This window comes from Clostridium sp. AF34-10BH (assembly GCF_003478095.1).
GTDB lineage: Bacteria > Bacillota > Clostridia > Lachnospirales > Lachnospiraceae > Acetatifactor > Acetatifactor acetigignens.
Genome location: NZ_QUEC01000004.1, coordinates 1 through 12,210, shown reverse-complemented (window position 1 = coordinate 12,210; position 12,210 = coordinate 1). Strand labels below are relative to the sequence as shown.

The window sequence follows — 12,210 nt, the reverse complement described above, 5'->3', positions numbered from 1 at the left end:
CCACAGAGTAAAGAAATGCGCCGGATATTGACCGGCGCATTATGTTAAGTATTAATTTTTACTAACAGATACTTCTGTTGTGCATATTGTAAACAAAATCGTGAGAATGATATATGTTCCTATGCCGTTTATTACAAATCCTGGAACAATGTGGCTTGCAATTACAAGTCCAGCAAAGTTTGTAAAAATTGAGATGATGATTACCACGATTATAAAAAATGCGATAGCGCACTTGGTAATGAATTTTTTTAGCTTGCAGATGATAATGATAAGACTAAGCAGCTCCGCTAATAAACCAATCACTACCCATGTAAGCACAAAAGTTACAGCCACGAGAGCCAGTGTCCGGTAAGAATCATAAGCGATTCTTTCTGGAAACAAAGCTGCAGTAACCCAGATAATAAATATTTCGATAAGTAATCTAAAAAAGTTTTTCATATTAATTTTCTCCTATTTTGCTTTAAAATATTTGATGTTTGTAACCATATCTTTTCGAAGTTCCCAGAAAGTAGCCTGAATGTAGCGGCCATTGGTAAACCAGTCGTTCTTCTGCTTGGTTACGTCAAATATCTTCTGCCAGCTTTCAATGGTTAATTTTGCCTTTTCTTCCGGCTTTAATGAATTAAACCAGTCGCAAAGAGCGTTCCATTCATTTTCCGTTTGACTATCATCAAACCAACAATGATTTAAAACGTAATGCCAGCTGTTATAATCTGACAAAAGAACATTTTTATCGTCGATTTCAAATTCGATGCAGGCATAGCTTTTTCCTGGAGTTCCAAGTCCTGTCGTTCTGAGATCCGGTTTCTTATGTTTCCAGTCTCTCGTATGCCAGGCCCACAAAGGTAATTTAATACCGTCCGGATGCGGGATATTGCGTTTGTCCATTTCGGCGGCAATCCAGAGATATGCATCATAAAAAGCATTGTAATACTCGCTTTTCTCTGGATCACAGGTAAAAACACCGTCTCTTTCGAGAATATTAACAACTTCAACCGGCTGTATCGTCCACAATCTCATGTTTTCTCCTATTTGCTGTATCTTTTTACTCGTAAACAGTAACCGTTTTGGCTTTTCTTTGTCTAAAAGAATAATATTGCAGAGGTTCTATCGCATACGGCGCGATATCTTCACATTTTCTGATATCAGGAATGTTCATTCCACAAAATTCGACCCAAAATCCATGTTTTTCGATTTCTTCATTTGAAATCATGTTATTGCTGTTTTTGACAAAAGACTCATCACAAAGAAGATATTTTCTATCATAACAGCAACTTCCGAAGTCTTCATGACTTATCATATCCACAACAACTTTCGGAGCTGTACCTCTGCCGTATAAAACAACATCACCAATTGTAGGTATATATTTTTCCATATTATTTTCCTCCATTTATCTTTGATGTAATTATTATGACAGAATATCAGGTACAAAAAACGCCGGGATTAATCCGACGTTTTTCAAATATTTCGATTATGAAAAATTATGTTCCGCATATGAATAAAACACAGAATCACCGATAATAATATGATCGACAAGCGGAATTCCCATGATATCCGCCGCACTTTTCAGACGTTTTGTTGTAGCGTTATCGTCTGTGCTCGGAGACGGGTCGCCTGAGGGGTGATTATGAACCACCACGAAGGACGAAGCGCCCAAGAGGCATAAACGGACGAACACTTCGCGTGTTCCCAACTGGGAAGCATTGACGGATCCATGGGTCAACTCAAAAAGACCAATCGGCTTCATTTTGGTGTTCGCGGCGATCAGCCAAACATATTCTTCCGCCTTCCTGTCTGCATGAAAAACATCTCTCATCATTCGGACGATATTTTCCGGGCAATTCAGGTTACTAATCTCGTAATTGCTGCTATTTTCCTTTACTACAGCGGTAATCTTATCGTCGGTTAATTCAGCAATATATCTTGTAATTCTCATGCGTTATACCTCATTTCCGTTTTTGTCCGTAACGTTTACAATGTCCGACAAATATGTGCAGTGGAAGTTCGTGGTCTCATCGTATGCACCAAACATTTTTTCCGCTTTTTCTCTTGCTTCCTTCGGGGAATTCGCTTCTACAAGAACATCAACCCGTGCGGCAAATGTAACGGAATATATTCCGGCAAGCGCCTTATTGGACGAATCCAGAAAAGATTCGTATGCGTGGTGTAAGCGGCGGTATTCCGGATTCTCTGGGGTAAATTCCCGGATTGTTGTGTTAGCGGGATCCATGACGTTTTCGCTGACTTCGTAGATATTTTTTGTCTCTTTGTCGTAAAACAGCTGATATTCTGTATAATCACAGAACATTACGAAGTTTTCCGAGGCAAACCAGTTTTGATTTAACATATTATTTTTCTCCTATTCCCAGTTGATAAACTGTTCGATTTCTTCTTTCTCGATACCGATTCCATCGAGCAATTCCATCAGGGCATTAACGGTATCTTCCTTATCCATCGCCTGCACCCAGATCCAGTTCAAGATATTGGAAACCATCATTTTGCCATCCAGATCCAGTGTGAAATTTTCGAAAATATAATTTTTGAATTCTTCTTCCATTTCGTTTCCTCCATTTTTCTTGTTACTGCCATTAATATGTCAGATAAATGAGAGTAAAAGAAAACGTCGGTGCAAACCGACGTTTCAATCTTATATCCAGCCTTCTTCTTTCAGCTGTTTTTTATTTTTTCTGCAGTCAGGACACAACTGGAGATCCTTTCCAACACTCAACTGTCTTGGCTTGAATTTCTACATAAAATTTCATCTGCCGAAATGTCCCGTCTGTGTCCCGTCTATAGTCAAAGGCTTAGGCGGGGTGATTAACTTCTATTAATTATATCCACAATATCGCCAACATGAATGTGATAAGGATGAACCGCGGCACTGTAATTTTCAAACATTTCGACAGCTTTTTCTTTTGCTTCTTCTACTGAAGATGCCTTGACTGGAATGTCAATTCGAGTGGAAAATGTAACAGTGTACGTTTTTTCGCTGCTATTTTGGCGGTTTTCGTACAGCATTATCAACTCCCCGTAGTTTTTAGCACCTGGCATAAGCTCTTTGATATTTGAGCCGTCGTGATGTTCCGTCACTACATAGATGTTTCTGGTATTGGTGTCGTAATAAGCGCGACACTCCGTTTCATCGATAAACATTGTGTAGTTCTTTTCATCGAACCAATTCTGATTAAACATAATTTTCTCCTTCTTTCTTTTGCTGATGCTATTATTATGAGTGAAAAAGTAAATAAAATAATTCTTATACAGTTGCAGATCATACGTTCAATTAGTTGTTCTCCAAATATTCTTCCGTCCGTATCCCGTCAATTTCCCTTCAGGTATCATTTGCAGAAGTAGCAGTGGAATGATTTTTGATCCAGTATTATTACGTCTGCGAATAAAAATTGTGAAATAAACGATAAACGGTGAGGATATGAGGTATATGCGTTTGAGCAAAAACGGCAGATGAACGGGATAATATTATATAGGCTGATGCTTCCAATGAATAAAAGAAATTTATGTTGTTTTGTTCTTGTTGCACATTGTTATTTCTCTTTTTCTATGCAAAGATTTGAAGATAGATACATAGAAGAGAAAAAATATTAGTTTGTATTCATTTCATAATTTCTCTTATTTCCATTTATCAGGCAATTATATATTCTCCTGACCGAAACGAATTTCGATAAAAAGTATCATAAAATGGGTTATCTATTTGGGGGTTGATTTCAAATGTTCTGCCCGTGGAGCGTTCTTTATATTTCACGATAAATACATCCTCCGATAGATGCTTTAAATATTCTTTTTTGCCAAAACAATCTCTGAACTTTTATCCATATTGACATCTTTTGTTTTGTCATTATTCCAGTTATTCATTGTAGTTGATATGTCTGATTTTTCAGTATATCTTCCACATACACTACAAACAGCAAACACATTTTCCGTAGCACCACCGCAAAAGTATAATTTTTCCTTTTTGTACATCAATAAAGGTCTTTCTTTGCATCCGCAAGGGCATGGTTTCAAATCATCCCAAGGATGATGACATTTACCGCTACCAGATGAACCCAAAATAATTGCATTTATTTTTGGTAATGAGGATTTTTCTTTCATTTTCAAAAACATGTACATTCATCTCCTTTCTCTCATTATCTGCTCTGGATTCTGCTTCATAGCATCCATATACATACGAAAAGCTCTTTCAGCAGCTACCGTCTTGGTTTGTCCAAAGCTTTCACAGAACTGCTCAAATTCCTCATGTAGGGTTCTGTCGAGATATAAGTTCAAATAACGTCCATCTTTCTTTGGTCTAGGCATTCATATCACCATCCTTTATGATTATTTGGATTTTCTTTCGGAACAATCCTTTTATATAGCAATCGCACACAGATTTATTCCATAGATTTTGTTTGTTAGATAATTCCTCAATAGTGCCATTCCATAATGGTTCTCCAAGTAATGACAGATTAGTTTTATTAACTTTCTGTTTACCTTCCATTAAAACAAATTTCTGTGCATCTTTATAATCCATTCCTGCTTCGTGCAGTAAATCCATTTTCTTGGTTGCTATTCTGTGCGAACGAAACTCCTTAGATTTATGATTCGTATTTATATATGCTTCATACGTCCAGAGTTCGCATTTTCGAAATCCGCAACTTATTAAAAGATAAACTAATTGTTTTACTGTAACGTATTCATTATATAACATAATCTATTGATTCTCCTTGTTATCCATATTTTCGCCTGCAATCTTACTTCTTTTGTATCCTAGTACATTCATAATTCCATTTGGAATCCAATCAAAAATAGAAAATATAACTATCAAGCCACTCCCTATAACAGCCACATCTGATAGCATTACTTTCCAATATTTTAAAAATGTAATATTTTCAATGTTGTAAAATAATTCTAAAGTATTTCCATAACATTTAAAAACCCATGAGAAGTATCCAAAATTATCTAAGATAAATAAAAAACATGCATTTGTAATAATTAAAACAATTAAAACTATTATAAAGCCTAAAAACCTCGTTTCTTTCAAAAAATTCATCATTAGAGTCCTCCTTGTAGTAATGATATTTATATACTATATTATAGCGTATAATTCAATATTATTCAACTCTTAAAATAAATAAAAAATCAGCCTTTCAGGCTGACGAATCATGTGTTATTTGGTTGATTTGTAAAGTTCTGTACAAAAAATCCGAACCAGGAGGTTCGGATTTTTTTACTAATTTCATTCCTCTTCGGAATATTCTGATAAAATTTTCTTTAGATAATCTTGTGTGTCAGTCTTTCCAGAAACAGTACAGACAGTTGTGTGGACATTTCTGCCGCGGTCTGTTCAAGATCTCTGTCTTACAGGACAGACAGTGACAGCCGTTTCTTTTCTGAGGGTTTACGGTCATATCGGCTTCATAGTCGAGTCCCATTTTGTAAATGTCTTCATGACTGACGCAGCCCTGGATGTAGAAGGTTTCAGGAAACCATTCTGTAAGTTTGTCTTCTGCGCATGTGGCAAAACGCATGCCTGTCTTGGCAAGTGCTTTTCCGACCAATTCAATCTGGTCATCATTTGGGGAAAATCTTCCGCCATACATCGGTTCAAATCCTTTGGCTCTGTAGCGTTCTCTGACGTGTGGATATTCATCTACGATGCTCATGCGATGACTTGTGATGCCGGTTTTAAGTGACTGGAAGTAATCGAGCATGTGCAGGACTCTATCGACTCCTTTCTGTGTCGGAAACACAGGATCGACGCGCAGTACTACGTTGCAAAGGTCAGGGCAAATGTCGATGAGATGCTTTGTGTTTTCAAGCTGCGTCTTGTAGTCGGGTACGTTTGGTTCCATGACGGTTCCGCCCCAGCCTGTGCAAGTTGCGTGTAAGATAATCGGTGTATTTTTCGCCACATCAAACACAGCCTGCGTGAATGCGTTTGTGATATTTTTCGTGATGAGAATTGCACCGTCCATGTCTGTCAATCTGTCTTTCCAGCGAAGGTCGATTCCGGCGTCGCCGTGTTCTGTTATACCGATTTTCATTTATTGCTGTCCTCCTTTTATCTTAGATATCCTTATTATGACAGATTTCCGCATTTGAAAGATTTTGTTAATTGTTCTCGTACATATGTTCGTTTAGTTGTTCTCCATATACTCTGATCGATTGGAATAGTAGTACCATTCCGCAGGCGTTTTCCGGATATGTCCCGTTTATGTCCGGATTGCGTATACTAAAGGATAAACGTGGTGAAAAAGTTATTCGATGCCGCGGTGTATGCGTTTGGGGCAAAAACGGCAGATGAACGGGATAATATATTGTTCCGCTTATTTATCCATTATTCTGCGGGAAGGACATATTACTTGTACTTTGCTTTTATTCTGCGTTTTAAGAGGGACATATATATGTCCCTCTTGAAATGTATGCGTTTGGGACAGAAACGGGAAATGTTTGCGTTAAGGGACATTATATTGTCCCTCTCGGATAGATATGATGCGTAGATAAGGGATATTATATTATCCCTTTTGTTGCGCCGTTTTTGCGAGATACTGCGTATAAGAGGGACAATATATTATCCCTTTCAGTATTTTTTATCCGGGGCAAAACGTGGGGGAAAACCGCATTGAAAGGGACAATAATATGTCCCTTTCAAGCGGAGAAAAACGTATGAGAGGGATAATATATTGGTACTTTCGTATGCGAATGGTGAATAAGCGGGACATTATATTGTCCCTTTCGCGTATCTGATGGATGGCATAGACGGATAATCCCGAAGAACTTGATGAAGATGAGAGGGACAATATATTGGTACTTTTATGTATGCGGACAGCGCATAAAGGGGACATAATATTGTCCCTTTCGTGGAATATATACGTGAGAGGGATATAATATTGTCCCTTTTATTGTGCCGTTTTTGTCCGTATCGTATATAAGAGGGATAATATATTGGTACTCTTATGGAAATGAGAAAAAGTACAGAAAAGGGACAATATATTGCCCCTTTTGAAAACGTTAGATGAACTGATACGGAAATAAAGGGGATAATATTGTTGTCCCTTTCGTTGTACCGGTGTTTATGCGTGAGGCGAATGAGCGGGACAATATTATGGCCCTTTTTATTCGTTGTCCTGTCTTTTTTGCTTTACGAAAGGGATAATATATTGTTTCTTTCGGGGAAAAGCCGGATAAATATGGGGAATGTGCTGAGTGATTATGGATGCGGGAATGATGTATGCGTTGGGAGAATAAGCGGAATAATACGGGAAATGGGAGGCTTATACCGGCTTTTCCAGTGCTTTTCCGCTATTATTTATTCGGAAGGGCAGCCATCGCTAAGGGATCCGGTAATGTGCCGTTATCGAAGTTTATGCGTATAGCCTGCGGATATGCAGAAAAATCGAGAAATATATAGGAATGAGCGGTCCCGTTTTGACGGAGGAGACTGCGATAAGATGCGAAAACGGCAGATTATCGGCGTTCCTCTTCGTTTTCCGTCTTCGGAGATATACACGGATGACTTCGGGCAGGGGAAATGTAGGGAAATGATCGATGAACGCTTTGGATTATGATAGTGAGATTCGTAGAGGGGGCATGGACGGCGGATTGCGCTAACGATGAGATTGTTTTACGCGGATGGCTTCCTGAGATGGTTTGTACGGATAAAAAAATGAGGAACGGATCGCGGATTGCGTGGACGGGTATGGTTAGATACGTAGAGGGTGCGTGGACGGGACATTGACGGGATACGGACGGAGCGAAAACGGATTGGAAACTTATACCAGATTCCAAGTGGCTTTTTCGCAACTGTTACATCACTTATTCTGTAACCACATAGTACAGTTTTCAATTTTCGCGCAAATAAATAACCTAATAATATTATTTTATCTTTCAAATAACTGAATCTGCACCACAAATGCCGCAAATTAAAGGATTTTAAAACAGCACTCTTTTTAAATTTAAGTATAAAATGCATCTGTTTACAGAATATTTTAAAAATAACATAATTCTTTCTCTTCTACCCCCAAAATAATATAAAACTTATTTTTAAATCATTTTATAACGTTTTAGAAGCCAAAAAACACGGATTATTGCAACTAAATCATTCACAAATTTTATATTTTTTCGAACACAAGTTTCTTTTTAAAACTGTAACAGCAAAACTTTCCGGAACGATTTTCTTTCATAATAATAATGCGTTATGAAAGGAGTGGTTATATGGCTTTTGCGATCATTGGTGTTAAGAAAATTAAATCATTAAAAAATATGAATGCTGCATTCATACACAATCATCGTTTGTATGTTCCAACACATACAGATCCTTCTTTATCCTTTTTGAATGAAGAATTAATCCCAACTTGCATAAAGCCTTATGATGAATTATTTGCAGATAAAATAAATTCTTTGCAATATTATCAGAACCATGATATTCGAAGTAATGCAGTTATGGCTTTGGAAATTTTGACAACTTTTTCTCACGAAGCTATGGATTTTATTGATATTGAAAAATGAAAAAATGACAATGTCTGCTGGATCAGAAATTATTTCAATAGAAATACAAAATTGTATGGTGATAATGTAATCAGTGCAGCATTTCATGCCGATGAAACAACCCCGCACATTCATTTCATTGTAATTCCAATTGACGAAAGAGGTCATTTGAACGCAAACGGATATCTTGGAGGGCCCCACATCATGCGGAAATTACAAAGTGATTATTCAAAATACATGGACGATCTTTATGGCTTAAAACGTGGCGTTATGTATTCGTCTGGCAAAAGGGAAGACATCAGAAAATTTTACGGCGCTATGAATTCTGCATATGAAGAATATCATGCTCCTGAAATAATACCTGGTGAATCATTAAAGCAATACAAAGAAAGAGTTGAACAACTTATTAAAACCATGAATATGGAGAAATTCGTATTACTCAAGAGGATTGAACAAGAAAAAAATAAATGCTGTCAATGAAGCACATTCGAAAATTATACATTCGAAGGAGGAATATTAAATGGGTTACGCAATCATAGGTATAAACAAAATTAATTCTGTTGCAAAATTAGCTGCTGCTTCGGAACACAATCTCCGACAATCAGATGTTCCCAATGCCGACAAATCATTAAGTCACATGAACGACGAACTTGTTTATACGGAAGGAAAAAGCTATACGGATTTGTTTCAAGATAGACTCTCTTCTTTAAGTTATTATAAGGATCACAAACCAAGGTCAAATGCAGTTATGGCATTTGAGGTAAGAATGTCCTTTTCGCATGATGAAAAAGATAAAATCGATATTGAAAAATGGAAAAAGGACAATGTTGAATGGTTACGCGGATATTTTAATAAAAATCCGTTGACGTATGGAGACAACGTTGTTAGTGTAACTTATCATGGAGATGAAAGCACACCTCATATCCACGCAATTGTGATCCCTATCGACGACAAAGGAAAACTTAACGCTTACGCTTATGTTCATGGTCCTAAAAGTTTACGCGAAATGCAAACGCAGTATGCTGAGTTTATGAAAGAACGTCATGGTCTCGAACGCGGCGCCGAATATTCCGTGGCAAAACACGAGCAGGTGAAAAGTTTTTATACCGCATTAACAACTGCCATGGAAGAACGGACGGCTCCGGAAATTCAGCCTGGTGATACTTTGGAAACATACAAAAAGCGTGTCGATAAATTCACCAAAGAGATGAATACCGAGAAGTTTGCCCTTAAAAAACAGATGGAAAAAGAACGGATCGAAGCCGTCAATAAAGAACGTTCCAAAAGTCTGTCCGCTAACGAGGGACATAAACGTAATATGAAACAGCTCCATAAGCTTGAAAAGGAACATGATGAGTTGGTACACGAATACGGCGAAATATCGCTTATTAAACAGAAACTGGAAACCGTGGAGAGTTTGCGGGAAGCATTCAACACATATCCTGATGAACAGGAACGTGAACGCGTAAAACAAGACATGAACCGGTACATCACGTTTGGTCAAAAAGAAAGAAAGAAGAAAAAAGAACACGATCGTGTCAAAGAAAGATAACAAAATGACCGCACCTCGTTTTGAGAGAGCGGTCATTCTGATTTATGAAATTATACTATTAATGATTGTACATAGATATAGTCTTCTTCTATATACTCTCGATCACACATAGATTGCATCTGTCTGATATAATATCCATTTTTGTTTTTTCTGAATTCAATCGTATATCTTCGATGATTACCTTTTTTGATAAACCCATAAATTGCGCAAACATCTTTATTTACCAGATCAGCATAAGTCGCAACACAATGGTGCATTTCTACGCCCTCTTTTATTATCTTACGTTTTGTTTTAATCCATGTAAATTCATCTGCAGGTAATAATTTTTCTAATTCCCTAAACTTTGTATTCTTTGGAATTGTGATTGTTGGAGTGTATTTGTTTTTTATAATTACAGCATAGTCATCATGGAGCTCTTTCATCTTTTTTGCGCTTGTAAATGTCAAACGTATCTTTTTGTGTAGTGTATGACAAAAATCAATATAATCTTGTACTGTGTATCTTACCGTTTCTTTTATCACTTTTTGATTTTTGCCATAAATACTTATATTCTCCCAATAACTGTTTTCATTAAAACGGCTCATTAAGATTTCTATAAATACGCAATCTAAAACTGTAAGTGATTCCTGATGATTATTTAGCCAATTCCATAAAATAGTATATCCAGCAGGCTCAATTCTTTTTCGTAATTTAAAATATGCATAACAAATCTTAATATCTATTTTATTCCAAGGAATATCCTCTGTATTTTTATAATAAGACGTCATAACCTCTTTTAAAGTATGTTTGCCTTTGAATTCAGAAAGAGGAATCGGAGGAATACAAGAATAATATATATTATTATTAGTAGTACTTCTCATAATCCTAAGTACATCTAGATAAATTTCATTATCCTCTGATAACATTTCAAAATATGGATATAAAAAATCGGTAATTATATTTCCATAAACAGAAATTAATTTTATAATTTCCTGTAAATTAATTGGAATTAAGATTGATTTTTCTTTTATTTCTTTATAAAATTCACCGGTATTATAAAAATATACAATTTTATCCGATCTACCTTTTTTGCCATAATCAAGTCTGAAATTATCGGTCCATTTAAACGAATCATATTTCGTCAAATGAATCGTTATAGCATTTTTCGAGAACGAAACTTTTTTATAAAACGTTTCTCTATAAATTTCTATATTTGATTGCAGATTTAATGATTGCAATTTCTCTTTTTCTTCGAGAGATATCGGGAAGTGGTTTTGATAATAATCATCTTTCTCCCATGATTCCTTGTCAAAATTATGTACATCACATCCAGAAAGCATAATGCCAGCTATTGTCTTTTTATAAGATTGTATATCATAACGATATTTACGGATCAAATCCAAAGACCATCCCCAGGCAGAAAAAGCATACAATCCGCCTCTTTGATCCTCAGATAACGGAAGAGATTCTATTACATATGGCATAACTTCATTTATATCCGCATGTTTTTTAGCTATAATAACACGTTCAAATAAATGTACAAAATCTTTTAAATCAAAATCTTTAGGACACTCTGCGATTACTGCTTTTGCCTGTGCAAATGTTTCGCAATATTTGTATACATCCAATGTTTCTTTGCAATATTCCGGAGATGTTATATAATTGTAAACCGCTTCAAATTCCTGTAAAGAAATAGGATGTTTATATTGCCATATATGATATATCAATGCATAATGGAGTTTCTCTGTATGATTGTCTATTTTTTGAATGATTTCCTGTAATTCATCTGCATTTAAACATAATAACTCTTCTTTATCAATACATTTAAGTATCTGATAAATGGCATTTAATCTGTTAAGTGACATTTCGGAGTTTTCAAAAAAACCAACGATGTTATTTTGTTCTCCATATATCTCTTTTGTTTTTTCTATTAATTTAATTTGTCCTTTACGCATTTGTATATTTCCTTTTAACCTGTATGATTTGCAAAATTACAATCATCGACATTTTTCGCAAATTCTGAAACCATCGCCAGCCTGCGGTTGTTGCAAATTGCGAACGTGAACTACCCCGACTTATAGAAGTCGGAGCTTCCTGATTCAACCACCACTGCGTTGATCACGATATACACAATCAACGTCTTATACAATGTCCACAGGCGTATGAGTTCGGGCTATTCCATCCCTACTATGAATATT

The 12,210-nt window shown here is 36.2% G+C and carries 15 protein-coding genes; 3 read left to right on the top strand and 12 right to left on the bottom strand.

Translation table 11 applies throughout. From position 1 onward, the window contains the following. Positions 1–51 precede the first annotated feature (51 nt). The 11 genes from DWZ61_RS04350 to DWZ61_RS04295 all read right to left on the bottom strand — a co-directional run bounded on the left by DWZ61_RS04350 (position 52) and on the right by DWZ61_RS04295 (position 6,038). Positions 52–438, bottom strand: coding sequence for a hypothetical protein (locus tag DWZ61_RS04350; RefSeq protein ID WP_118537534.1), 387 nt, complete (start codon positions 436–438; stop codon positions 52–54). Between the two features lie 12 nt (positions 439–450). Then, entirely contained in the window at positions 451–1,020 is a 570-nt protein-coding gene (locus tag DWZ61_RS04345) for a DUF3841 domain-containing protein (protein ID WP_118537533.1), read from the bottom strand. Between the two features lie 25 nt (positions 1,021–1,045). Continuing rightward, positions 1,046–1,375 carry a hypothetical protein gene (locus DWZ61_RS04340; RefSeq protein WP_118537532.1) on the bottom strand — a complete coding sequence of 110 codons (330 nt, stop codon included), beginning with the start codon at positions 1,373–1,375 and terminating at the stop codon, positions 1,046–1,048. A gap of 96 nt (positions 1,376–1,471) precedes the next feature. Continuing rightward, the gene (locus DWZ61_RS04335) at positions 1,472–1,936 is read right to left on the bottom strand and encodes a JAB domain-containing protein (protein ID WP_118537531.1); all 465 of its coding nucleotides are present in this window, start codon (positions 1,934–1,936) and stop codon (positions 1,472–1,474) included. A 3-nt stretch (positions 1,937–1,939) separates the two neighbouring features. Then, a complete protein-coding gene (locus DWZ61_RS04330; RefSeq protein ID WP_118537530.1) occupies positions 1,940–2,347 on the bottom strand; it encodes a hypothetical protein in 408 nt (135 codons plus the stop codon). 12 nt (positions 2,348–2,359) lie between these two features. Continuing rightward, positions 2,360–2,557 carry a hypothetical protein gene (locus DWZ61_RS04325; protein ID WP_118537529.1) on the bottom strand — a complete coding sequence of 66 codons (198 nt, stop codon included), beginning with the start codon at positions 2,555–2,557 and terminating at the stop codon, positions 2,360–2,362. A gap of 260 nt (positions 2,558–2,817) precedes the next feature. Further along, positions 2,818–3,192 carry a hypothetical protein gene (locus DWZ61_RS04320; RefSeq protein ID WP_118537528.1) on the bottom strand — a complete coding sequence of 125 codons (375 nt, stop codon included), beginning with the start codon at positions 3,190–3,192 and terminating at the stop codon, positions 2,818–2,820. A 594-nt stretch (positions 3,193–3,786) separates the two neighbouring features. Then, positions 3,787–4,119 (bottom strand): hypothetical protein, encoded by a 333-nt coding sequence (locus tag DWZ61_RS04315; protein ID WP_147354671.1) that lies wholly within the window; start codon positions 4,117–4,119, stop codon positions 3,787–3,789. A 184-nt stretch (positions 4,120–4,303) separates the two neighbouring features. Beyond that, the gene (locus DWZ61_RS04305) at positions 4,304–4,702 is read right to left on the bottom strand and encodes a hypothetical protein (RefSeq protein WP_118537525.1); all 399 of its coding nucleotides are present in this window, start codon (positions 4,700–4,702) and stop codon (positions 4,304–4,306) included. Positions 4,703–4,705: 3 nt separating this feature from the next. After that, on the bottom strand, positions 4,706–5,047 hold the full coding sequence (locus tag DWZ61_RS04300; protein ID WP_118537524.1) for a hypothetical protein: 342 nt from the start codon (positions 5,045–5,047) through the stop codon (positions 4,706–4,708). A gap of 235 nt (positions 5,048–5,282) precedes the next feature. Continuing rightward, a complete protein-coding gene (locus DWZ61_RS04295) occupies positions 5,283–6,038 on the bottom strand; it encodes a DUF1848 family protein (RefSeq protein ID WP_118537523.1) in 756 nt (251 codons plus the stop codon). Positions 6,039–8,208: 2,170 nt separating this feature from the next. Between DWZ61_RS04295 and DWZ61_RS04285 the strand changes: the two genes are divergently transcribed. Genes DWZ61_RS04285 through mobV form a run of 3 tightly spaced genes read left to right on the top strand, consistent with a single transcriptional unit; the run spans position 8,209 to position 10,033 of the window. Further along, on the top strand, positions 8,209–8,502 hold the full coding sequence (locus tag DWZ61_RS04285) for a plasmid recombination protein (protein WP_118537521.1): 294 nt from the start codon (positions 8,209–8,211) through the stop codon (positions 8,500–8,502). Between the two features lie 21 nt (positions 8,503–8,523). After that, complete coding sequence (locus tag DWZ61_RS04280) at positions 8,524–8,961, top strand: plasmid recombination protein (RefSeq protein WP_118537520.1); 438 nt, start codon at positions 8,524–8,526, stop codon at positions 8,959–8,961. A gap of 40 nt (positions 8,962–9,001) precedes the next feature. After that, complete coding sequence (mobV, locus tag DWZ61_RS04275) at positions 9,002–10,033, top strand: MobV family relaxase (RefSeq protein ID WP_118537519.1); 1,032 nt, start codon at positions 9,002–9,004, stop codon at positions 10,031–10,033. Positions 10,034–10,083: 50 nt separating this feature from the next. Here the strand turns inward: mobV and DWZ61_RS04270 are convergent, their stop codons facing one another. After that, the gene (locus tag DWZ61_RS04270) at positions 10,084–11,967 is read right to left on the bottom strand and encodes a PcfJ domain-containing protein (protein WP_118537518.1); all 1,884 of its coding nucleotides are present in this window, start codon (positions 11,965–11,967) and stop codon (positions 10,084–10,086) included. Positions 11,968–12,210: the final 243 nt, after the last annotated feature.

Excerpts from the sequence above, each read along its gene's own strand:
- DWZ61_RS04350 (WP_118537534.1), bottom strand. The coding sequence starts at position 438 with ATGAAAAACTTTTTTAGATTACTTATCGAAATATTTATTATCTGGGTT.
- DWZ61_RS04345 (WP_118537533.1), bottom strand. The coding sequence starts at position 1,020 with ATGAGATTGTGGACGATACAGCCGGTTGAAGTTGTTAATATTCTCGAA.
- DWZ61_RS04340 (WP_118537532.1), bottom strand. The coding sequence starts at position 1,375 with ATGGAAAAATATATACCTACAATTGGTGATGTTGTTTTATACGGCAGA.
- DWZ61_RS04335 (WP_118537531.1), bottom strand. The coding sequence starts at position 1,936 with ATGAGAATTACAAGATATATTGCTGAATTAACCGACGATAAGATTACC.
- DWZ61_RS04330 (WP_118537530.1), bottom strand. The coding sequence starts at position 2,347 with ATGTTAAATCAAAACTGGTTTGCCTCGGAAAACTTCGTAATGTTCTGT.
- DWZ61_RS04325 (WP_118537529.1), bottom strand. The coding sequence starts at position 2,557 with ATGGAAGAAGAATTCAAAAATTATATTTTCGAAAATTTCACACTGGAT.
- DWZ61_RS04320 (WP_118537528.1), bottom strand. The coding sequence starts at position 3,192 with ATGTTTAATCAGAATTGGTTCGATGAAAAGAACTACACAATGTTTATC.
- DWZ61_RS04315 (WP_147354671.1), bottom strand. The coding sequence starts at position 4,119 with ATGTTTTTGAAAATGAAAGAAAAATCCTCATTACCAAAAATAAATGCA.
- DWZ61_RS04305 (WP_118537525.1), bottom strand. The coding sequence starts at position 4,702 with ATGTTATATAATGAATACGTTACAGTAAAACAATTAGTTTATCTTTTA.
- DWZ61_RS04300 (WP_118537524.1), bottom strand. The coding sequence starts at position 5,047 with ATGATGAATTTTTTGAAAGAAACGAGGTTTTTAGGCTTTATAATAGTT.
- DWZ61_RS04295 (WP_118537523.1), bottom strand. The coding sequence starts at position 6,038 with ATGAAAATCGGTATAACAGAACACGGCGACGCCGGAATCGACCTTCGC.
- DWZ61_RS04285 (WP_118537521.1), top strand. The coding sequence starts at position 8,209 with ATGGCTTTTGCGATCATTGGTGTTAAGAAAATTAAATCATTAAAAAAT.
- mobV (WP_118537519.1), top strand. The coding sequence starts at position 9,002 with ATGGGTTACGCAATCATAGGTATAAACAAAATTAATTCTGTTGCAAAA.
- DWZ61_RS04270 (WP_118537518.1), bottom strand. The coding sequence starts at position 11,967 with ATGCGTAAAGGACAAATTAAATTAATAGAAAAAACAAAAGAGATATAT.